Source organism: Epibacterium sp. HA2-3, assembly GCF_055693725.2.
Map to the genome: position 1 here is coordinate 2,632,370 of NZ_CM172490.1, position 20,088 is coordinate 2,652,457.

A 20,088-nucleotide genomic window follows, 5' to 3' on the forward strand; every position below is an offset into this window, starting at 1 on the left:
GCGAATGATGGGCCGGAACCACAGGAGCGCCACCCGGCGCTCTTTTGTGGTGTTTTGGGCAAAGCGGTGGCATGCTCGGCCTTCGTTTGAAGACGGGACCCCATGTCAAAGACCGCGCCCTCGCCCCCAGCCCCAGGCTCCGATCCAAGCTCCGATCCCGGTTCTGCTCCCGGCCCTGCCCACGTCCGGCCCCCCGGACGGGATGCAACACAAGGCCCGCGCCTGTTGTTCTTTTCCGGTGGCACGGCCCTCAACGAGATCTCGCGCAGGCTCAAGGCCTACACGCAGAACTCGGTGCATCTGATTACACCCTTCGACAGCGGTGGCTCATCACAGGTGCTGCGCAAAGCGTTTGGCATGCCCGCCGTCGGCGACCTGCGCAGCCGACTTATGGCGCTGGCGGATGGAACCGATAGAGGCCAGCCCGAGATCCTGCGCCTGTTCACCCATCGCTTTGCAAAACACGCATCACAGCGGAATGTGACACAGGACGCTGCCCGGCTCTTTGAGGGCACGCATCCGCTTTTGGAGGGGATTCCAACGCCGGTACGACAGCAAATCCGCGAAGACCTGCGCCAGTTTCAGGACGCCGCCCCGGCGGATCTGGACTATCGCAACGCCAGCATCGGCAACCTGATCCTCGCGGGGGGCTATCTGCGTCACGGCCGCCAGCTTGAGCCGGTGCTTGCCCAGATGTCGCGGATGGTGGCGGTGCGCGGCACCGTGCGCCCGATTGCGGATGTGAACCTAGAGATCGGTGCAGAGCTTCGGGACGGGCGGTGCGTCATCGGTCAGCGCCGGATGACCGGCAAGGAACACTTGCCGCTCACCAGCCCTATCGCGCGCCTCTTTCTGTCGGATCGCACCTGCGAACTGCCGGCGGATGCGGTGCCCCTCCCGCAAAGCAACCAAGACCTCATCGCCGGGGCGGACCTGATCTGCTACCCGCCCGGCAGTCTCTATTCGAGCGTGATCTGCAATCTCCTGCCCAAAGGTGTGGGCCAGGCCATTGCCGCGCGCAACGTGCCAAAGGTCTATGTCCCAAGCCTCGGCACAGATCCGGAATGTCTGGCGATGACGCTCTCGGATCAGATCTCTGCCCTACTGGCACCGCTGCGCCGGGACGCGGGCGATGTGGCCACCTCAGCCTTTCTCAGCCATGTGATCTGTGACCTCAGCGTGTCAGTGGCGGCACGCGCAGAGGTCCTGCGCGATCACGGCATCCCCTGCATCGCGCGGCCTTTGGCGGTCTCTTCGGGCAAGTCGCCCTGCTACGCGCCGGATGCCCTCTGCAGACAGCTGCTGGCACTGGCCTGAGCATGCTTCCCGCCCCGGACACTGTATTCGGGCCAATGCTTTCAGGCCAGAAAGTATCCGGTCAATTGCCAAAGATGTCCTGCAACACGCCATTCAAGGTGCGCTCAAGCTCCCGGCCAAAGCCGCCCCCATTGCGCCGCTGCGGCTGAGGTTCGGGTACCACGATCGGCTCGGGCGCTGCCATTGGCAGGGGCTGGGGGGCCAACCCATCGTGGACCCGCACCATCGTCTCGCGCCAGATCTCTGCGGGCAAACCGCCGCCGGTGACACCGGTGAGCGGCGTGTTGTCATCATAGCCCATCCAGACCCCGGCGACGTAATCGGCGGTAAAGCCAATAAACCATGCATCCTTGGCCGAAGAGGTGGTGCCGGATTTCCCTGCCGCCTGCCAGCCGGGGATCTGCGCGCGTTGCCCGGTGCCCTCGGCGATGACTTTTTCCATCATCCAGATCAGCTCCTGCGCCGCGACGGGGCGGATCACCCGCTCCCCCATGCCGCCGGACGCGCCCATCAATGGCTCTGAATCGCCGACCAGCGTCAGCGCCTCCACCCCGTAGGGTGTCACGGAGGAGCCACCGTTCAGGATGCCTGCATAGGCGCCGGTCATTTCCAGGAGCGTGCTTTCAGAGACGCCCAGCGCCAGCGAGGGCCCATCGGCAAGATCGCTCTCGATGCCGAATTCGCCTGCCACCAGACGCACCTTGTCGCGGCCCACCGCCTCGGAGACTTTGACCGCAGGCACATTGAGCGAGTCCCGAAGCGCGCGCGCCAATGTCACCTCGCCATAGAACTTGCGAGTGTAGTTCTGTGGGCACCACGGGCCGGAGCCGGGAATATCGAGACAATATTCCGCATCCAGCACCCGGTCATAGGGCGAATAGCCAAGCTCCAGCGCGGCGGCATAGACAAAGGGTTTGAACGCCGAACCGGTCTGGCGCTTGGCCTGCGTGGCGCGGTTGAACACACCCGAGGCACGCACCTTGCGCCCGCCCACCATGGCCCGCACCGCGCCATCGGCGCTCATCACGACCACGGCAGTCTGCGCCTTGGAGCCTGCACGCACCTTGTTTTCAAACACATAGTTCACCGCATCCTCGGCGGCCTGTTGCAGCCGTTGATCAAGCGTGGTGCGGATCACCACATCTTCGGTGGTCTGATCGCCCAGAAAGGACGGCACCGTGTCCATGATCCAATCGGCAAAATAGCCCCCCGCGCGCGCTGCCGCCGCCTCGCTCAGCTCCGCGGGATTGGCGGCGGCCATCTGGCGTTCCTTGGGGCTGAGGTAGCCCTGTTCTTCCATCAGCCGCAGCACAGTGGCCGCGCGATTGCGCGAGCGTTCGATATTGTTGGTGGGCGCCAGCGTCGACGGCGCAGTCAAGAGCCCCGCCAGCATCGCCGCCTCCGGCGGGTTCACCTGATTTGCGGATTTGCCGAAATAGCGCTGCGCAGCGGCCTCCACCCCATGTGCCCCACCGCCCATATAGGCGCGGTTCATATAGATGGAGAGGATCTCGTTCTTGGTGTATTTCACCTCCATCGCGAGGGCAAAGATAGCTTCCTTCCCCTTGCGCCAGAGCGACGACTGGCGGCAGTCGCTCTCATAGGCGGCTTCGCTCTCCCAGATGTCGGGATCATATTCCACCCCAAGGCACATCAGCTTGGCGGTCTGCTGGGTGATCGTAGAGCCCCCATGCCCCGACAGCGGGCCACGCCCTTCGCTGAGGTTGATGCGCACCGCGCTGGCGATGCCGCGCGGCGAAATCCCGAAATGGCGGTAAAATCGTTTGTCCTCGGTGGCGACGATCGCGTTCTTCAGATGCGGCGAGACGGTATCCGCCGTAACCACGCCGCCAAACTGATCGCCGCGCCATGCAAATGTCTTGCCGTTGCGATCGAGCAGCGTCACCGAGCCCTGATTCCGCCCATCCAGCAGCGCCTGATACTCGGGCAGCTTGGTGTAATGAAAGGCGACCGCCCCGGCCAGAAAGAGACCGCCGACAACCCCCATGCGCCAGCTCACCGCCCAGATCACCCGTGCCACGATCTGAAAGGGCAGCAACAGCCAGCCCAGGAGTCCACGTCTGCGCTGCGGGCGCGCGGTCTTGCGCCGTCCAAACAGGCTCCAGCCGCGTTTGGCCTTTTGTGGCGCGCGCTTCCTTGGCGCTTTTTGGGCCGGTTTACGCTGATTGCCGCCCAAATTGCGTTTCTCTGCAACCAGCGGGCCACGCCCGCGTCCAGTGCCGCGCCCAGAATTGCGCCCCTGAGTCATACTGAAAATCCTGTTCTGACTGCTCGTCTTTTAGGTCCCGGCGGGCTTACGCCTTCCTTGTTTTGCACAGAATAGCCCCTGTGGCCCCTGATGTAGAGAGGCGGTTTTCCGCCAAATACGATCTAATTTGCGCCTAAATAACAAGCAAAGCCCCTTTTTTCAGCGAAATTATTCAGCCGCAGCCCAGAAAACAGGCGTCTTTACCCTGCTGCCGCGTTCCCACGACTCGGGAGGAGCGATCTTCTGCACCTGCAAACATCGGGCGCATGGCCCGGGAAAGGGTGACGAGATGAAATTGATCATAGCAGCCATCAAACCCTTCAAGCTCGAAGAGGTGCGCGAAGCACTGACCAAGCTTGGGGTCTCCGGTTTGATGGTAACCGAAATCAAAGGCTTTGGCGCGCAAGCCGGTCACACCGAAATCTACCGTGGAGCCGAGTACGAAGTGAACTTCGTTCCCAAGGTGAAACTGGAAATCGTCGTGCCGTCCGACCTCGCTGACCAGGTCGTCGAGACCATTACCCAGGCATCCCGCACCGGCAAAATCGGAGATGGCAAGATCTTCGTGCTGGATGTGGCGCAGGCCGTGCGCGTGCGCACCGGGGAAACCAATCAAGACGCGCTCTAACGCGCCTTTCGCAAAGGAAAGCCAAAGAAATGAAGAAACTGACAGTGACACTCGCCGCCACGGCGCTGGCGACCCTGCCGGGTCTGGCCTTCGCGCAGGAAGCCGCGGCCGAGACACCAGACATCAACCCTTATATCTTCACCACGCTCCTGTTCCTGATCGGCGGTTTCCTGGTGTTCTGGATGGCCGCAGGCTTTGCCATGCTCGAAGCAGGCCTCGTGCGCTCCAAGAACGTGACCATGCAGCTCACCAAGAACGTGGCGCTCTTCTCGATCGCCGCGATCATGTACTGGCTCGTGGGCTTCAACCTGATGTATCCGGGTGATGGCTGGATCATCCCGGGCGTGATGGGGCCGCTCTTTGCCACCACCTCGCTGGAGCCCGTGGGCCTCGGTGCCGACGCCGCTGCGCTGGATTATGCCTCCGTGGGTTCGGACTTCTTCTTCCAGCTGATGTTCTGCGCCACCACCGCCTCCATCGTATCCGGCACGCTGGCCGAGCGCATCAAGCTGTGGCCCTTCCTGATCTTCGTCGCGATCCTGACCGGCGTGATCTACCCGATCGAGGCCTCCTGGGTCTGGGGTGAGGGCTTCCTCGATGGGCTGGGATTCTCTGACTTTGCGGGCTCCACCCTGGTGCATGCTGCTGGTGGCTTTGCAGCCCTCGCCGGTGCCCTGATCCTCGGTCCGCGGATCGGCAAATACAAAGATGGCCGTACCATTCCGATGCCTGGCTCCAACCTCGCACTGGCCACTCTGGGTACCTTCATCCTGTGGCTCGGCTGGTTTGGCTTCAACGGTGGTTCGCAGCTGGCGATGGGCACCGTGGGCGATGTGACCGACGTGTCGCGCATCTTTGCCAACACCAACATGGCTGCCGCAGCCGGTGCTGTGACCGCGCTGATCCTGACCCAGCTTCTTTTCAAGAAGCCCGACCTCACCATGATCCTGAACGGCGCACTGGCCGGTCTGGTCTCCATCACCGCAGGTCCGCTTGACCCGACCCTCTTTGGGGCGCTCCTGATCGGTGCCGTGGGTGGCGTGATCGTTGTCTTCACCGTGCCGATGCTCGACAAGATGAAGATCGACGACGTTGTGGGTGCGATCCCGGTTCACCTGCTGGCCGGTCTCTGGGGGACGTTTGCGGTTCCCTTCTACACCGAAGGCACCTCCTTCATCACTCAGATCGTCGGCTTTGCCACCATCGGTATCTTCACCTTCGTGGTCTCCGGTGTGGTCTGGATGATCCTGAAGGCCACCATGGGCATCCGCGTCTCCGAAGAGGACGAGATCAACGGTCTCGACATGGCGGAGCTCGGCATGGAAGCCTACCCGGAGTTCAAAGGCAGCTAAGCCTTCGCTCCATAGAACAAAAGAAAACGCGGCTCCTCGGGGCCGCGTTTTTTCATTCATTTATTCAGAATATTAGCGCACCGGCTCAAAGGTCGCATTGGACAGGGTGCAATCGCGGCTGACATCGCGCCCACAGGGCACTGGGTCCAAATCGCGCGACAGGCAAACCCGCGCTTCTTGAATAAACCCGTCACGACAGGTGATGGTCAGACTGTCCGCCGTGAGGCTTGGATTGGCCTTCAGGAAGGCCTCTTCGACCACCGATGCGGGCAGCGTCACCGCCTTGTCGAGCCGGCGAAACACCTCGGGTCGCGTGACCGTGTCATAAGCCTGCCGCGACAACGCGAAATAGTCCCGCGCCGAAAGCCCGCTGCAGGTGCCGTGTTTCTTCCACTGGTGCCACGCCAGCCCCGGAGAGCCCATGATGTCGCGCATCTCGCCGGTCTGTCGCCGGGTCGGCGGCGCCTCGGTGGTGCGGCAATAGCTTGGCCAGCCGCGATGAAACTGCGGCCAGAGCCCATGCAGGGTCCAGCCGTAATCATGCCGGTCGTCACATTGCTCAGAGCCCTTGGCATCGCCCTCGATCGCGCACCAGTTGGGCGACCAGCTCAGCGCCATCACATAGTAATCAAACGCCCCCGCGCGCTCACCCTCGGCCTGCGCCGCCCCCGCCACAAGCCCCGCAGCCGTCAAAACAGTGAAGAAAACTCCCCGCATTCGCCTCTTTCCTTATGGTTTCGAGCCGACTATATAGACGGGAAGTTCCCCGACAACGGAAACCCGCCCCGAAGCTCCGGGGAAGCCGATCTAAGGCGACGGGAGAGGTTTACCCGCAGGTTGTCCGGCTCAGGGTTGGGGACGGACGTGTTTCGAAGGAGTAAAGCACATGGCAAAACCGTTGATGGCCAAGGCGACCGCCGTGTGGCTGGTGGACAATACCACGATCAGCTTCAAGCAGATCGCTGATTTCGTTGGCATGCACGAGCTGGAAATTCAGGGCATCGCGGATGGCGATGTGGCCGCTGGCGTAAAGGGCTTTGACCCGATTGCAAACAACCAGCTGACCCAGGAAGAAATCACCACGGCGGAAAACAACCCGCTGCACAAGCTGAAGCTCAAGTTCAACGCCGCCGCCGCAGGCGAGGAAAAGCGCCGTGGCCCGCGCTACACCCCGCTGTCCAAGCGTCAGGACCGCCCGAACTCGATTCTCTGGCTGGTGAAATTCCATCCCGAGCTGGCCGATGCCCAAATCGCCAAGCTGGTGGGCACCACCAAACCGACCATTCAGTCGATCCGCGAGCGCACCCACTGGAACATCGCCAACATGGAGCCGATCGACCCGGTGGCGCTTGGCCTGTGTAAACAGTCCGAACTGGATGCAGCCGTGCAAAAGGCCGCCAAGAAGCGTGCCGCCGAAGGCGGCGTGATGAACGACGACGAGCGCCGCAAACTGGTCTCCACCGAGCAGTCGCTCGAGATGGACGCCGAGCCCAAGATCCCCTCCGCGATCGAAGGGCTGGAAACCTTCACGCTTGGCTCCTCTGACGAAGACGACAAGAAAGAAGACGAAATCGTCGACGCCGACAGCTTCTTCAACCTGCCCGCCAGCAGCGATGAGGACGAAGACGACGACAGCGACGATCCGCGCTACTGAGTGCGCGGCTGACAGGCCCACGCGCCTGCCGACGTCTGACAAAAACACCGCAGTCGCCCCGTGCGCTGCGGTGTTTTTTTTGCCTCTTGCCAATATCCGACAAAAATACTAGGGAAATAGCGCCCAGCCTCTCGCCCGGTCCAGATGCAAACGCGCCCGACACATCCCGAATGTGGTTTGAGGGGGCGCATAGGTAAAAGGCGCAGTATCAATGACCCTCCAGGTGACGCTCACTCCCGACTTGGCGCAGGCCCCTTTGGTGACCTTTGGCTTTGACCCGTTCGAGGCCCGGCTGGTGTCGATCATGCGCCACTTTGTTACGGCCGCCAACACGCCGGGCAGTCAGGCGTGGCACCGCGCCTTTGTCATTGCGGCAGAAAACTGGGGCGAAGCACATGGTCTGGCGGTTGCTCATACCTTGTGGCCCGTGGTGCGCGAGCTGCTTGAACTCAGAGAAGGCGATTTCACCTCCAACGACCCGCTCGATCTCGACACCCGCGACCTGCTCACCACCGATGAGGCGCAGTTTATCGCCATGCTGCACCACATGCGCCGCGACCATACCGCCAAGGCCCGCGATGCAGTCGAGGCGCTGACCCATGGGCATATGAACCCCGACCTCATTCGCGCGGGCCTGTCCTTTGCTGACCGCTTCCCCTCGGGCGCGCGGCAACGCCTGCGCGGCACTCCGGCCCTGCGCGTCGTCGGCTAAGGGTGCAAAAACAGCGGTTTCGCTCTCTCAACAGGCGGTCTGCGCGGGAAACCATGGCAAGCGGCCTTGCACGACCGGGGCGCGGGTAGTAGGCATTTTGCCAACGCAAGTCCCGGGAGGCGTTGAGAATGGACGATCCAAAAACCCTGGTTTCCACCGACTGGCTGGCCGCGCATCTGAAAGATCCCGACCTCAGGATCCTTGATGCTTCTTGGTATCTGCCGCAGATGGAGCGCGACGCAAAGGCCGAGTATGACGCCGAGCACATTCCCGGCGCGCGCTTCTTTGACATCGACGAGATTTCCGATCACCGCTCCGACCTGCCGCATATGGCGCCGCCGGTCGAGAAATTCATGTCCCGCCTGCGCGCCATGGGCGTCGGCGACGGGCACCAGGTGGTGATCTATGATGGCGCGGGGCTGTTTTCCGCCGCCAGAGTCTGGTGGCTCTTCCGTCTGATGGGACAGGTCAATGTGGCCGTGCTCGACGGTGGCCTCCCGAAGTGGAAAGCCGAAGGTCGCCCGCTCGAGGATCTGCCGCCGGTCATCCGCGACCGTCACATGACCGTGCGAGTGCAAAACCAGCTGGTGCGCGATGTGACCCAGGTGTCCTCTGCTGCCAAGCTCGGCGATCACGAGATCATCGACGCCCGCGCCGCCGAACGCTTTCGCGGTGAGGCGCCCGAACCCCGTCCGGGCATGCGCGCAGGTCACATCCCGGGCTCCAAGAACGTCCCCTTCACCACGCTTCTCAATGACGACGGCACGATGAAGGACGCCGACACCCTGCGCCGCCTCTTTGAAGCCGCCGGTGTTGATCTCACAAAGCCTGCCATCACCTCTTGCGGATCGGGCGTCACCGCCGCCGTGCTCAGCCTCGCCATGGAGCGCATGGGCAAGCACGATCACGCGCTCTATGACGGCTCATGGAGCGAATGGGGCGCCTTCCCCACTCTTCCCGTTGCAACCGGAGACAACTGAGACATGTTCGAGAACCTCAAACCCCAGCCTGCCGACAAGATTCTGGCGCTGATGCAGATGTACCGCGAAGATCCGCGGGACCAGAAGGTCGATCTGGGTGTAGGTGTCTACAAGAACGCCGAGGGTGTGACCCCGGTGATGCGCGCCGTGAAGGCCGCAGAACAGCGCATCATCGACGAGCAGACCACCAAGGCCTACACCGGCCTCGCGGGTGATCCCGCCTATGCCGACACGATGATCGACCTGATCCTCGGCACCTCGGTCGAGCGCAGCAAGATCGCCGCCGTCGCGACTCCCGGTGGCACCGGCGCCGTGCGTCAGGCCTTTGAACTGATCAAGATGGCCAACCCAGAGGCACGCGTTTTTGTGTCCGACCCCACCTGGCCCAACCACGTGTCGATCCTGAAATACGTCGGCATCGAAACCGTAGTCTACCGCTACTTTGACACCGAGACCCGTGCCGTGAACTTCGACGGTATGATCGAAGATCTCAAAGGCGCCAAGACAGGCGACGTGGTTCTGCTGCACGGCTGCTGCCACAACCCGACCGGCGCCAACCTCAACATCAGCCAGTGGAAAGCCGTGGTCGAGCTGCTCAACGAACGCGGCCTGATCCCGATGATCGACATCGCCTATCAGGGCTTTGGCGACGGTCTCGAAGAAGACGCCGCCGGCGTGCGCCTTGTGGCCTCTTCGGTGCCGGAATGCCTGATCGCGGCGAGCTGCTCCAAGAACTTTGGCATCTACCGCGAGCGCACTGGCCTTCTGATGGCGATCAGCCAGAAGGGCGACGAAGCCGGTCTCAACCAAAAGACCCTCGCCTACCTGAACCGCCAGAACTACTCCTTCCCGCCTGATCACGGCGCACGCGTTGTGACCACGATCCTGAACGATCCCGAGCTGCGCGCGGATTGGCAGAAAGAGCTGGAAGAAACCCGCCTGGGCATGCTCGCCCTGCGCCAGCAGCTCGCGGATGAGCTGCAGCGCCTCTCCGGGTCGGATCGCTTCGGCTTTATTGCAGAGCACCGCGGCATGTTCTCCCTGCTCGGCACCACGCCCGAACTCGTCGAGAAAATGCGTGTGGACGCAGGGATTTACATGGTCGGGGACAGCCGTCTCAATATTGCGGGGCTCAACGCACAGACCGTGCCGATCCTTGCCAAGGCGATCATCGACGCCGGCGTCTGATCCTACGCTGAGATTTAGAAAACGCGCTCCCTCGGGGGCGCGTTTTTTAGTTTTGGGGGGCAAGCTTCGCCCTGTTGGGGGCAGGCATCGCCCGGACTCAGGCGTCAGCAGCGCGCAGGATCGCGCGCGCCACATCAGGCTCTGCCGCCAGCGCGGGCGCAACCAGCGCCTCGGCCTCTGCCATCAGCTCTTCGGGCGCTACGATCCGGTCGATCAGCCCAAAGCCATAGGCCTCCTCGGCGGTGATCTTCTGCCCTGCCGCAAGGATCAGCTTGGTGCGCGCAGGCCCCACAAGCGCCCGCATCCGCATCGCATCCGAGGGCTGCGGCAGATAGCCAAGCTGCATCACCGGATAGAACACCTTGGCCGTGGGCACCGCGATGCGCAGATCACAGGCCAGCGCCATGCCATTGGCCCCGCCCGCCAGTGTCCCGTTGAGGGCCGCAACCTTGAGACAGGCGAGCGCCGCAAGCGCGCCCGAGAGCTCTTCCCACAAAGGCGAGGTCGCAAGCCCCGCCTTTGCCGCGTCCAGATCCGCGCCTGCGCTGAACACCTTGCCGGTGCCGGTCAGGATCAGCGCGCGGGCCTCTGTGGCGGTGCGCAGGATCTCGATCATCTGCGCCAGCATCTCGGGCGTCAGCGCATTGGCCTTCTCGGGCCGGTTGAGCCGCAAGGTCAGCAGCCCGCGCGAATCCTGATGATGGTCGATCATATGAGACCAACCCGTTTGCGGATGCCTTCATCGCGCAGCGCGATCTCGGTGCCCACAAATTCATCCGCATCCGTGCTTAGCATCCACATCAGCGTGCGCGCGGGCCATTCGGCGGGAATGTGATCTTCCCAGGCCAGCTGGCTCACCGGGTTGATGCCGCTGGCCTTGATCTCACGCTGCATCTGCGTGGCCACCGTACCGGGCGAGAGCCCCATCACGCGGATGCCATTCTCGCCTTCTTCAAGGTGCAGCGCCTCGGTGAGCATGGCCGCCCCGGCCTTGGAGGTGCAATAGGCGCTCCAGCCCTCGAGCGGACGTTGCGAGGCCCCCGACCCGATGGTCAGCACCGCACCACCGCCTGCCGCTTTGAGATGAGGCAGACCAGCACGCATCATGTTGAAAACGCCGGTGATATTCACATTGATGAGCTGCGCCCAACCGGCGGGGTCCGCCTCTTCGAGCCGTGCGATGGGGTCGATCATGCCTGCGTTGCAAATCAGCACATCGAGGCTGCCAAAATGATCGCGCGCCCGCGCAAACGTCGCCTCCACGGCGGCGTAATCCGCCACGTCGCAAGCCAGCGCCAGCGCTTTCTCGCCGATCTCCTGCGCCAGCGTCTCCAGCGCGTCCGCGCTGCGTGCAAGCAAGACGACATTGGCGCCCTCTGCGGCAAATTCCCTTGCCGCACTGGCCCCGATCCCGCGGCTTGCACCGGAAATGACGATCGTTTTATTCGCGAATTTCATAAATTGTCTCCCAGTGGATGAGTTCTTATGTGTTAATCTGGCTTGGGGGGAACGGTCCAGACATTCGCTCCCTTGACCGCACGCGTACAAGCGGAGAGGTTCGCCCCAACGCTTCGATAGGAAAGGTTGTTGTTATGTCTATTTCTTTTGTTCGCAAGCTGGGCGCCGTCGCGCCGGTTCTGCTGATTGCCCAGGCGGCACATGCTGACGTCACGGCACAGGACGTCTGGGCCGACTGGAAGGACTACATGTCCAGCACCGGCTACGAGATCACCGCAACCGAAACCGAAAGCAGCGGCAAGCTCACCGTTTCCGACATCACCATGTCGATGGATGTCGAGGGCGACTCCTTCTCCATGACCATGGGATCGCTCGATTTCATCGAGAACGGCAATGGCACCGTGAACGTCGTGATGCCCACCACTTTCCCGATGTCCTTCAACGTCAACGCAGATGGCGATGCGATCTCTGGGGATCTCCTCTATACCCACGACGGCAGCCCGATGGTCGTGAGCGGCGACACCTCGGAAATGGCGTATAACTACACCGTTGCGACCTCCGCCATCAGCCTCGCCAACCTGGTGATCGACGGCGATGCTGTGCCCGCAGACGCGATCATGCTCAATGTCAACGTGACCGATATGGTCAGCAACACGCTGATGAAGATCGGCGATGTGCGCTCTTATTCGCAGACCATGACCATGGCCTCGGTTGCCTATGACTTCATGTTCCAGGAGCCCGAAGGGGACGATGGCGCAGCCTTCAACGGCGCGCTGCAGGGGCTTGAGTTCACCGGTGACATGACCATCCCCGAGGTCGACGATCCCAGCGATGTGGCCGCGATGCTCAAGGCGGGCATGGCCTATGTGGGTGGCTTCACCTTCGAATCCGGCAACACCAATGTCAAAGGCAGCGACGGTCCGGATAATTTCGACTTTCAGACCTCCTCCAATGGTGGCGCAATCAACATCGGACTGAGCCCCGCCGGCGTGAACTATGACGTGACCCAGCGTGACACGACGCTCAACATGATGGGGTCCGACATTCCCTTCCCGGTCTCGCTCAGCATGAAAGAAATGGGCATGAACTTTGCCATGCCGCTGACCAAGTCCGACGAGGAGCAGGATTTTGCCCTCGGGATCGCGCTGCGTGAATTTGCGGTGCCGGACATGCTCTGGGGTCTGATCGACCCGGCGGGCGAGCTGCCGCGCGACCCTGCAAACCTCGTTGTGGATCTCTCCGGCAAGGGCAAGCTGTTCTTTGACCTCGTGGACGAAGAGCAAATGGCCGCCGTGGAATCCGGTGAAGAAATGCCGGGCGAGGTAAACTCCCTCAGCATCAACGAGATCCTGCTCTCGGTTGCAGGTGCCGAACTGACAGGTGACGGCGCCTTCACCTTTGACAACACCGACCTCGAGAGCTTTGACGGCATGCCCGCCCCCGAAGGCGAAGCCAGCCTGAAGCTGGTGGGTGCAAACGCCCTGATCGACAAGCTGATCGGCATGGGCCTCGTCTCCGAGGATGACGCCATGGGCGCGCGCATGATGATGGGCATGTTCACGGTTCCGGCAGGCGACGACACCGTGACCTCCAAGATCGAAGTCAACGAAGAAGGCCATGTGCTCGCCAACGGCCAGCGCCTGAAGTAACGCGCACAGGGCCACGCCCACAGGATCAGAGGCCGCTCCTTTGCCGGGGCGGCCTCTTTTTATGGCGCAGAGCCCTTGCGATACGGCGGCGCTCTGGCTAGCTCTGGTTCAATGCCACCCATTTGCGAAGGTGCCCATGACACAGACTCCTGAAACGCTTTGCCACGCCCTCCTTGATGCCGCCCAAAAGGCCGGGGCCGATTCTGCCGACGCCATGGCCGCCGAGGGCAGCTCGCTCTCGATCGAGGTGCGCGAGGGCGCGCTGGAACATGCAGAGCGCTCCGAAGGGGTGGACATCGGGCTGCGGGTCTTTGTCGGCCAGCGTCAGGCGCAGGTGTCCTCCTCCGATACCCGCCCCGAAACCCTGACCGCGATGGCCGAACGCGCCGTGGCCATGGCCAAAGAAGCGCCCGAAGATCCCTATGCCGGGCTTGCTGACCCCGCGCAGCTGGCCAAATCCTGGGATCTCGACGCGCTTGAGATGGCCGACCCCAGCGCCGAGCCTGCGCCCGATCAACTGCAACAGGACGCGCTGGCCGCCGAAAGCGCCTGCGCCGCCATCGACGGCATTTCTCAGGTCCAGTCCGCCGCGGCGGGCTATGGGCGTCATGACATCCACATGGCGGCAAGCAACGGGTTCTCCGGGGGCTATGCGCGCACCAGCCGCTCGATCTCCTGTGTGGGGATTGCGGGCACCGGCACCGGCATGGAGCGCGACTATGACGGCGACAGCCGCATCTATCAAACCGATCTGCGCAGCGCCGAAGAGATCGGGCGCACCGCTGGCGAGCGCGCCATCGAACGTGTGAACGCCCGCCGCCCCAAGACCGGCGCCTATCCCGTGCTCTTTGACGAGCGGATCTCCTCATCCCTCATCGGGCATCTTCTGGGTGCCGCCAATGGCGCGTCGGTGGCGCGCGGCTCCTCGTGGCTCAAGGACAGTCTCGGCGCGCAGATCCTGCCCGAGGCCTTCTCGGTCATCGAGGACCCCCTGCGCCCCCGCGTTTCAGGCTCGCGCCCCTTTGATGGCGAAGGCCTGCCCACGCAGCGCCGCGCGATCGTCGACAAGGGCGTGCTGACCGGCTGGACCATGGATCTGGCTTCGGCGCGCAAACTTGGCCTTGAGAGCACAGGCAACGCCGCGCGTGGCATCGGGTCGGTGCCGTCGCCCTCCAACTGGAACATCGCTCTGACCCAGGGGCAACAGACCCGCGAAGAGCTGCTGCGCGACATGGGCACCGGGCTTCTGGTCACCTCGATGATCGGCTCCACCATCAACCCCAACACGGGCGACTACTCGCGCGGCGCTTCGGGCTTCTGGGTGGAGAACGGCGAGATCCAGTATCCGGTCAACGAGGTCACGATTGCCGGGAACCTCCTCGATATGCTGAAAACGCTGGTCGCCGCCAACGACGCCCGTACACATCTGTCGCGGGTGGTGCCATCGCTTCTGGTAGAGGGACTGACCCTTGCCGGAGAATGACCTCTCCCTGCTGATAGGGGCGGCCCAAAAGGCGGGCGAGATCGCGGGGCAATTCACCGGCACCGAAGCACAGAAATGGGACAAGCCGGATGGCGCGGGCCCGGTGACAGAGGCGGATCTCGCGGTCAATCGCTACCTCGAGGACAGCCTGCGCGCCGCCCGGCCCGATTATGGCTGGCTCTCGGAGGAGAGCGAGGACGACCCGACGCGCCAATCGCGCGCGCGCGTTTTTGTGATCGACCCAATTGACGGCACCCGCAGCTTTGCCGATGGCTCTCGCACCTGGGCGCATTCGCTCGCGATTGTCGAGCAGGGCACGCCCATCGCGGCGGTGGTCTACCTGCCACAGCGGGATCTGCTCTTTGCCGCCGCCTCGGGTCAGGGCGCCACCTGCAATGGTGCGCGGCTCCAGACCACGCGCGCGCAGAACCCCGAGACCGCACATATCCTCAGTGCCAAGCCAACGCTCGAGGCCAAGCACTGGCAGGGCGGCACACCACCGGGGTTTCAGCGCAGCCACCGCCCTTCGCTCGCCTATCGCATGTCGCGGGTCGCCGATGGCAGCTATGATGCCATGCTGACCCTGCGCCCCACCTGGGAGTGGGACATCGCCGCAGGGGTGCTGATCGTGCAGGAATCCGGCGGGCGGGCCACGGACCGCGATGGCGCGCCCTTGCGGTTCAATCGCGCCGACGCGCTGCAAAACGGGGTTGTCGCGGGCGGACCCAAGATGCACCGCGCCTTGCTCAACCGGCTGGTCTATGGCGCACAGGGGTCCAAACCCTGATGTTTGGCCCCGGCGGAACACAGATCCCAAACCCCCTGCGGCTGAAACGCCCCGAGGGCGAGCTGGTCTGGGCCCATGCGACCACCCAGGAACGTCTCTTGGGGCTTTGTGACGTGGGCTGTCGTCTCAAAATGATGCGCCCGGACCTCTCGGTGATGCTCACGTGGGAAGAGGACATGCGGCCCGCCAAATTGCCCGAGGGCTGCGACATCCCGCTCGGGCCGCTGACGGTGGAGCAACCCAACGACATTCGCAACTTTCTGGACAATTGGTCTCCCGATGTCTGCGTCTGGGCGGGCGGGCGTTTGCGTCGCCTCCTGATGCGCCAGATGCGCGAGCGGGAGATGCCCGCGCTCTTGTGCGACATCGACGCGGACGAGCTGCCAAGCCGGGCTTCGCGCTGGCTGCCGGATCAGCGCCATCGTCTGCTCAACGGGTTTGCCGCGATCCTGGTGCCAGGCACCGAGGTCTCAGAGCGGCTGAAACGTGCAGGTGTTGCGCCCGAACGCATCCACCCCGCAGGCCGCCTGTTTCAATCCAGCACCCCGCCAAGCTGCAACGACGACGAACTGGCGCAGATGCAGAAACAATTTGCCAGCCGCCCGCTCTGGCTTGCCGCGCATGTCTCGCTTTCGGAACTCCCCGCCGTGCTCAAGGCGCACCGGGGGGCCCTGCGACTGCTGCACCGGCTCTTGCTGGTGCTCACGGTGGACACGTTTGAGGATCTCGACGCCGCCCGCAGCCTCCTCAGAAAAGAGGGGCTCTCCTTTGCCGACTGGGACATGGGCGAAGACCCCGAGGACCACACGCAGGTCGCCATTGGCCTCACGGAAAATCTTGGTCTGTGGTATCGGCTCTGCCCGATCAGTTTCCTCGGCAACAGCCTCATTCGGGGGGCGCAGGGCACCAACCCGCTGGACGCCGCCGCACTTGGCTCTGCGATCCTGCATGGCCCCGGCGTCGTCGCCCATGCCCAGGCCTATCAGCGCCTCGCGGCCCTTGATGCGGCCGAGCGGATCCACGGCGAAGAAGAGCTTGCCGATGCTGTCTTTCGCCTGTCATCACCGGACCGTGCCGCCGAAATGGCCCTTGCGGGCTGGCAGGTGGTGACCGAAGGTGCGGTCATGACAGACACCCTCCTAGAGCGGATCCAGGATCTGCTGGATCAAAGCGAACTCTCCCATGCGCCCGCCTGAATTCTGGAACAAACCGCCCAGCCACTTTGACCTGCGCGCCTGCCTGCTGTCGCCGCTGGGCGCTCTTTATGCCAAAGGCACTGCCACGCGGCTGCGCAAGGGCGCGCCCACACGGGCGCCAGTGCCGGTGATCTGTGTCGGCAATCTCAATGCAGGTGGCACCGGCAAGACCCCGACCGTGATCTGGCTGATGGAGCAACTGGGCGCTGCCGGCCACGAGGTCCATGTGGTCTCGCGCGGCTATGGCGGTCGCCTTGAGGGGCCCGTTCAGGTGGACCCGCGCCGCCACAGCGCCGCCGATGTCGGTGATGAGCCGCTGCTGATGGCTGCCTTTGGCGAGGTCTGGGTCGCCAGGGATCGCGGTGCGGGCGTGACCGAGGCCGCCGCCGCCGGAGCCTCGGTAATCGTGATGGATGACGGGTTTCAGAACCCCTCGGTGGCCAAGGATTTCTCCATCATCGTGGTGGACGCCAAACGCGGCTTTGGCAACGGGCGCTGCCTGCCTGCGGGGCCGCTACGCGAGCCGGTTGCCACCGGCCTCAGCCGCGCCGATCTGGTGATGTCGCTGGGCGATACGCGCGCACAAGAGACGTTTCAATCCACCTGGGGCGCAGCGATCCCGGTGCCCCACCTCACCGGCCATGTAGAGCCGCTGCCCACCGGCATGCCATGGCAGGGCACCAAGGTGCTGGCTTTTGCGGGCATCGGCCATCCGGAGAAATTCTTTGCCACACTGCGCGGACTGGGGGCCGAACTCTGCCGGGCCGAGGCGCTCGAGGATCACCAGACGCTTGCGCCCGCGCTCCTCACCCGTCTCGAACAGGAGGCACGCCTTCTGGGTGCGCAACTGGTCACAACCGAAAAGGACGCCGTGCGCCTGCCGCTGAGCTTTCGGCCCAAGGTCATCACCCTGCCGGTGCGCCTGCGGGTCGCGCAGGGCGACACGCTTCTGGCCCGCCTCAAAGACATCGCGCCGCCCCCCGACTAGGAGAGCGGCGCGCACAACCGTCAGCGACGGATCTCTTTAGCCTTCAAGCTCGGCGTCGATCAGCGCCTTCAGATCCTCATAGGGCTGGTTGGCGATCTTGGTGCCGTTGAGGATGAAAGACGGGGTCGAGCTGATGTCATCCTTGGTGGCGTTCTCCTGATACCAGGTCACCAGCGTCTGTGCCTTGGTGGCGTCCTGCAGGCAGGCCTCCAGCGCGTCGCCGTCCACACCGGCCACGCGACCGATCTTTTTCAGCGCTTCCACCATCTCGGCAGGGCCGCCAGCACGGGTCCATTCGGCCTGCTGCTTGAAGATCAGATCGGTGATGCCAAAGAACTTTTCTTCGCCACCACAGCGCGCAACCATCGACGCCCAGAGACCAAAGCGGTCGAAATAGACCTCGCGGTAGACCAGCTTGACCTTGCCGGTGTCGATATATTCGGCCTTCAGCTTCTTGTAGGCATCGGCATGGAAATTCGCGCAATGCGGGCAGGTGTAGGACGAATATTCGATCAAGGTCACAGGCGCGTCTTCGGCGCCCTGTACCATTTCCATGATCGTGGAGGTGTCCACCTCTGCCGCCTCGGCGCCCTGGCTGCTCTCTTGCGCATTGGCCGCGCTCACCAGCTGGATGTCCAAAAGGCTTGCGTTGTCTTCGCGGCCCGAGAAATTGTTGATCGCGTATACGCCCGCTGCAACGGCAACGGCCGCGCAGATACCTGTCATGATGCGGGTCATTTATACCCCTTTCGCAGTGATTTTTGTCGTGTCAGCACGTTGCGCCCAAGCCGCTCGAGAGCTGCGCGCAAGTCGTCATTCTCTACACCCGTCGCCGTCTCCTTGGCGGCGGCCACATCCTCTGGCGCAGGCTCTTCCTGTTTGCGCGTCTTGGGCGCATAGCGAAAATCCACCTGCCCGTCGGCAAATCCGATTGGGGCGGTCTGCGTGATGTGAAGTTTGGAAATGGCGTTATAGCCATAGACCGCGTTCACCTTCTCGCGCAGTGCCGCCTTTTGCATCTCCAGCATCGGCGCCATTGCCCCCGTGGTCAGCACCGTCAGCGTCGCCCCAAAACCGCCGCGCCCATAGCCGACCTTCACAGGGCGCGCCATGGCCGCCAGCTCCGGGCCGACGATCTCTTCCCAATGGGTCAACAGCCGTGACACCGCAAAGCCGCGGCTTTCGCCCGCCTTGCGAATCTGATCGTTGAGCAACGATCCCGTGCGTTTGAAACCGCGTGTGGAGGAATGCCTATATGCCATACCAGTGGTTTTGCGTGTGTCTCGGCCCTATTGTAAAGGGCCGAGTGCAAGAGACCAGCCAAACCCAGAGGCCAAAGGATAAAGAATGCGTGACCACCCCGTGTCTGCCGAGCAACTGAGCCAGGATCTCTTGGCGTGGTACGATACCCACGCCCGCGAGATGCCATGGCGCGTCGGCCCCACTGCACGCGCCTCCGGTGTGCGCCCCGATCCCTATCGGATCTGGCTCAGCGAGGTCATGCTGCAACAAACCACCGTCGCCGCCGTCAAAGACTATTTCGAACGGTTCACCCGGCGCTGGCCCCGCGTCGGCGATCTCGCCGCTGCCGAGGACGGCGATGTCATGGCAGAGTGGGCGGGGCTCGGCTATTACGCCCGCGCGCGCAACCTGTTGAAATGTGCCCGCGTGGTGGCGGAGGAGTTTGAGGGTGTGTTTCCAGATGCCTATGAGGGGCTGATCGCACTGCCCGGCATCGGGCCTTATACGGCAGCGGCGATCTCTGCCATTGCCTTTGACCGGCCCGAGACGGTGCTTGATGGCAATGTGGAACGGGTGATGGCGCGGCTTCATGACGAACACGAACCGCTTCCGGCAGTGAAACCCGTGCTCAAGGCGCATGCCGCCCATTTGACGCCTAGCGCGCGGCCCGGCGACTATGCGCAAGCGGTGATGGATCTCGGGGCCACCATCTGCACGCCCAAATCGCCCGCGTGCGGCATCTGCCCCTGGCGCGATCCCTGCCGCGCCCGCGTCAAGGGCACCGCGCCCGAACTGCCCAAAAAAACGCCCAAGAAACCCAAACCCACCCGCTATGGGTTTGTCTATCTGGCGCGCAGTGCCGAAGGCGACTGGCTCCTCGAGCGCCGCCCCGACAAGGGGCTTTTGGGGGGGATGCTGGGCTGGCCCGGTTCAGAGTGGAACGACGCTCCCACCGAGACGCCGCCCTTTGATGCCGACTGGCAGGATCTGGGCGCCGAGGTCCGTCACACCTTCACCCATTTCCACCTGATCCTGCAGGTGCGCAGCGCCGAGCTGCCCGCGGATTTTGAGCCCCGCGCAGGTCAGGAACTGGTCCGACGCCACGACTTCCGCCCCTCCAGCCTGCCCACCGTCATGCGCAAGGCCTTTGATCTGACGCGCCGCTAAGTTCACGACTTCCCCCTT

At 63.4% G+C, this 20,088-nt stretch carries 19 protein-coding genes; 13 read left to right on the forward strand and 6 right to left on the reverse strand.

Annotated elements, in window-relative coordinates; all coding sequences use genetic code 11:
* Positions 1 to 102 precede the first annotated feature (102 nt).
* Positions 103 to 1,317 carry a GAK system CofD-like protein gene (locus tag ACZ1HH_RS12385; protein WP_487320294.1) on the forward strand — a complete coding sequence of 405 codons (1,215 nt, stop codon included), beginning with the start codon at positions 103 to 105 and terminating at the stop codon, positions 1,315 to 1,317.
* 61 nt (positions 1,318 to 1,378) lie between these two features.
* On the opposite strand, the gene ACZ1HH_RS12390 is transcribed toward ACZ1HH_RS12385, so the two are convergent.
* Complete coding sequence (locus tag ACZ1HH_RS12390) at positions 1,379 to 3,586, reverse strand: transglycosylase domain-containing protein (protein ID WP_472636763.1); 2,208 nt, start codon at positions 3,584 to 3,586, stop codon at positions 1,379 to 1,381.
* A 289-nt stretch (positions 3,587 to 3,875) separates the two neighbouring features.
* Between ACZ1HH_RS12390 and ACZ1HH_RS12395 the strand changes: the two genes are divergently transcribed.
* Positions 3,876 to 4,214 carry a P-II family nitrogen regulator gene (locus tag ACZ1HH_RS12395; protein ID WP_011539943.1) on the forward strand — a complete coding sequence of 113 codons (339 nt, stop codon included), beginning with the start codon at positions 3,876 to 3,878 and terminating at the stop codon, positions 4,212 to 4,214.
* Between the two features lie 29 nt (positions 4,215 to 4,243).
* Positions 4,244 to 5,566, forward strand: a complete 1,323-nt coding sequence (locus tag ACZ1HH_RS12400; RefSeq protein WP_011539944.1) for an ammonium transporter — start codon at positions 4,244 to 4,246, stop codon at positions 5,564 to 5,566.
* Positions 5,567 to 5,638: 72 nt separating this feature from the next.
* On the opposite strand, the gene ACZ1HH_RS12405 is transcribed toward ACZ1HH_RS12400, so the two are convergent.
* Positions 5,639 to 6,283 carry a ribonuclease T2 family protein gene (locus ACZ1HH_RS12405; RefSeq protein WP_472636764.1) on the reverse strand — a complete coding sequence of 215 codons (645 nt, stop codon included), beginning with the start codon at positions 6,281 to 6,283 and terminating at the stop codon, positions 5,639 to 5,641.
* A gap of 169 nt (positions 6,284 to 6,452) precedes the next feature.
* On the opposite strand from ACZ1HH_RS12405, the gene ACZ1HH_RS12410 reads away from it, so the two are divergent.
* From ACZ1HH_RS12410 to ACZ1HH_RS12425, 4 genes are all read left to right on the forward strand, one after another.
* On the forward strand, positions 6,453 to 7,220 hold the full coding sequence (locus ACZ1HH_RS12410) for a DUF1013 domain-containing protein (RefSeq protein ID WP_011539946.1): 768 nt from the start codon (positions 6,453 to 6,455) through the stop codon (positions 7,218 to 7,220).
* A gap of 211 nt (positions 7,221 to 7,431) precedes the next feature.
* Positions 7,432 to 7,932 carry a hypothetical protein gene (locus ACZ1HH_RS12415; RefSeq protein WP_472636765.1) on the forward strand — a complete coding sequence of 167 codons (501 nt, stop codon included), beginning with the start codon at positions 7,432 to 7,434 and terminating at the stop codon, positions 7,930 to 7,932.
* Positions 7,933 to 8,060: 128 nt separating this feature from the next.
* Positions 8,061 to 8,912 (forward strand): 3-mercaptopyruvate sulfurtransferase, encoded by an 852-nt coding sequence (gene sseA, locus ACZ1HH_RS12420; protein WP_472636766.1) that lies wholly within the window; start codon positions 8,061 to 8,063, stop codon positions 8,910 to 8,912.
* Positions 8,913 to 8,915: 3 nt separating this feature from the next.
* The gene (locus ACZ1HH_RS12425) at positions 8,916 to 10,100 is read left to right on the forward strand and encodes an amino acid aminotransferase (protein ID WP_472636767.1); all 1,185 of its coding nucleotides are present in this window, start codon (positions 8,916 to 8,918) and stop codon (positions 10,098 to 10,100) included.
* A 97-nt stretch (positions 10,101 to 10,197) separates the two neighbouring features.
* Here the strand turns inward: ACZ1HH_RS12425 and ACZ1HH_RS12430 are convergent, their stop codons facing one another.
* Both ACZ1HH_RS12430 and ACZ1HH_RS12435 read right to left on the reverse strand, forming a co-directional pair.
* Positions 10,198 to 10,812: an enoyl-CoA hydratase/isomerase family protein gene (locus ACZ1HH_RS12430; RefSeq protein ID WP_487320295.1), complete on the reverse strand. Its 615-nt coding sequence runs from the start codon at positions 10,810 to 10,812 to the stop codon at positions 10,198 to 10,200.
* Positions 10,809 to 11,558, reverse strand: coding sequence for an SDR family oxidoreductase (locus tag ACZ1HH_RS12435; protein WP_472636769.1), 750 nt, complete (start codon positions 11,556 to 11,558; stop codon positions 10,809 to 10,811). Before ACZ1HH_RS12435 ends, ACZ1HH_RS12430 begins: the two co-directional genes overlap by 4 nt.
* Before the next feature lie 134 nt (positions 11,559 to 11,692).
* Here ACZ1HH_RS12435 and ACZ1HH_RS12440 point away from each other — a divergent pair, with 134 nt between their 5' ends.
* From ACZ1HH_RS12440 to lpxK, 5 genes are all read left to right on the forward strand, one after another.
* Positions 11,693 to 13,207, forward strand: a complete 1,515-nt coding sequence (locus ACZ1HH_RS12440; protein ID WP_472636770.1) for a DUF2125 domain-containing protein — start codon at positions 11,693 to 11,695, stop codon at positions 13,205 to 13,207.
* A 136-nt stretch (positions 13,208 to 13,343) separates the two neighbouring features.
* On the forward strand, positions 13,344 to 14,690 hold the full coding sequence (locus tag ACZ1HH_RS12445) for a TldD/PmbA family protein (RefSeq protein WP_044026911.1): 1,347 nt from the start codon (positions 13,344 to 13,346) through the stop codon (positions 14,688 to 14,690).
* Positions 14,677 to 15,477: an inositol monophosphatase family protein gene (locus ACZ1HH_RS12450; protein WP_011539954.1), complete on the forward strand. Its 801-nt coding sequence runs from the start codon at positions 14,677 to 14,679 to the stop codon at positions 15,475 to 15,477. Before ACZ1HH_RS12445 ends, ACZ1HH_RS12450 begins: the two co-directional genes overlap by 14 nt.
* A complete protein-coding gene (locus ACZ1HH_RS12455) occupies positions 15,477 to 16,673 on the forward strand; it encodes a 3-deoxy-D-manno-octulosonic acid transferase (RefSeq protein ID WP_472636771.1) in 1,197 nt (398 codons plus the stop codon). Before ACZ1HH_RS12450 ends, ACZ1HH_RS12455 begins: the two co-directional genes overlap by 1 nt.
* Entirely contained in the window at positions 16,660 to 17,661 is a 1,002-nt protein-coding gene (gene lpxK / locus ACZ1HH_RS12460) for a tetraacyldisaccharide 4'-kinase (RefSeq protein WP_472636772.1), read from the forward strand. The genes ACZ1HH_RS12455 and lpxK overlap by 14 nt, the downstream gene beginning before the upstream one ends.
* 36 nt (positions 17,662 to 17,697) lie before the next feature.
* Here lpxK and ACZ1HH_RS12465 read toward each other — a convergent pair whose 3' ends face one another.
* Positions 17,698 to 18,399, reverse strand: a complete 702-nt coding sequence (locus ACZ1HH_RS12465) for a DsbA family protein (RefSeq protein WP_011539957.1) — start codon at positions 18,397 to 18,399, stop codon at positions 17,698 to 17,700.
* Positions 18,396 to 18,923 carry a DUF721 domain-containing protein gene (locus ACZ1HH_RS12470; protein WP_011539958.1) on the reverse strand — a complete coding sequence of 176 codons (528 nt, stop codon included), beginning with the start codon at positions 18,921 to 18,923 and terminating at the stop codon, positions 18,396 to 18,398. Before ACZ1HH_RS12470 ends, ACZ1HH_RS12465 begins: the two co-directional genes overlap by 4 nt.
* Positions 18,924 to 19,008: 85 nt before the next feature.
* Here ACZ1HH_RS12470 and mutY point away from each other — a divergent pair, with 85 nt between their 5' ends.
* Complete coding sequence (gene mutY, locus ACZ1HH_RS12475) at positions 19,009 to 20,070, forward strand: A/G-specific adenine glycosylase (protein WP_472636773.1); 1,062 nt, start codon at positions 19,009 to 19,011, stop codon at positions 20,068 to 20,070.
* Positions 20,071 to 20,088 lie beyond the last annotated feature (18 nt).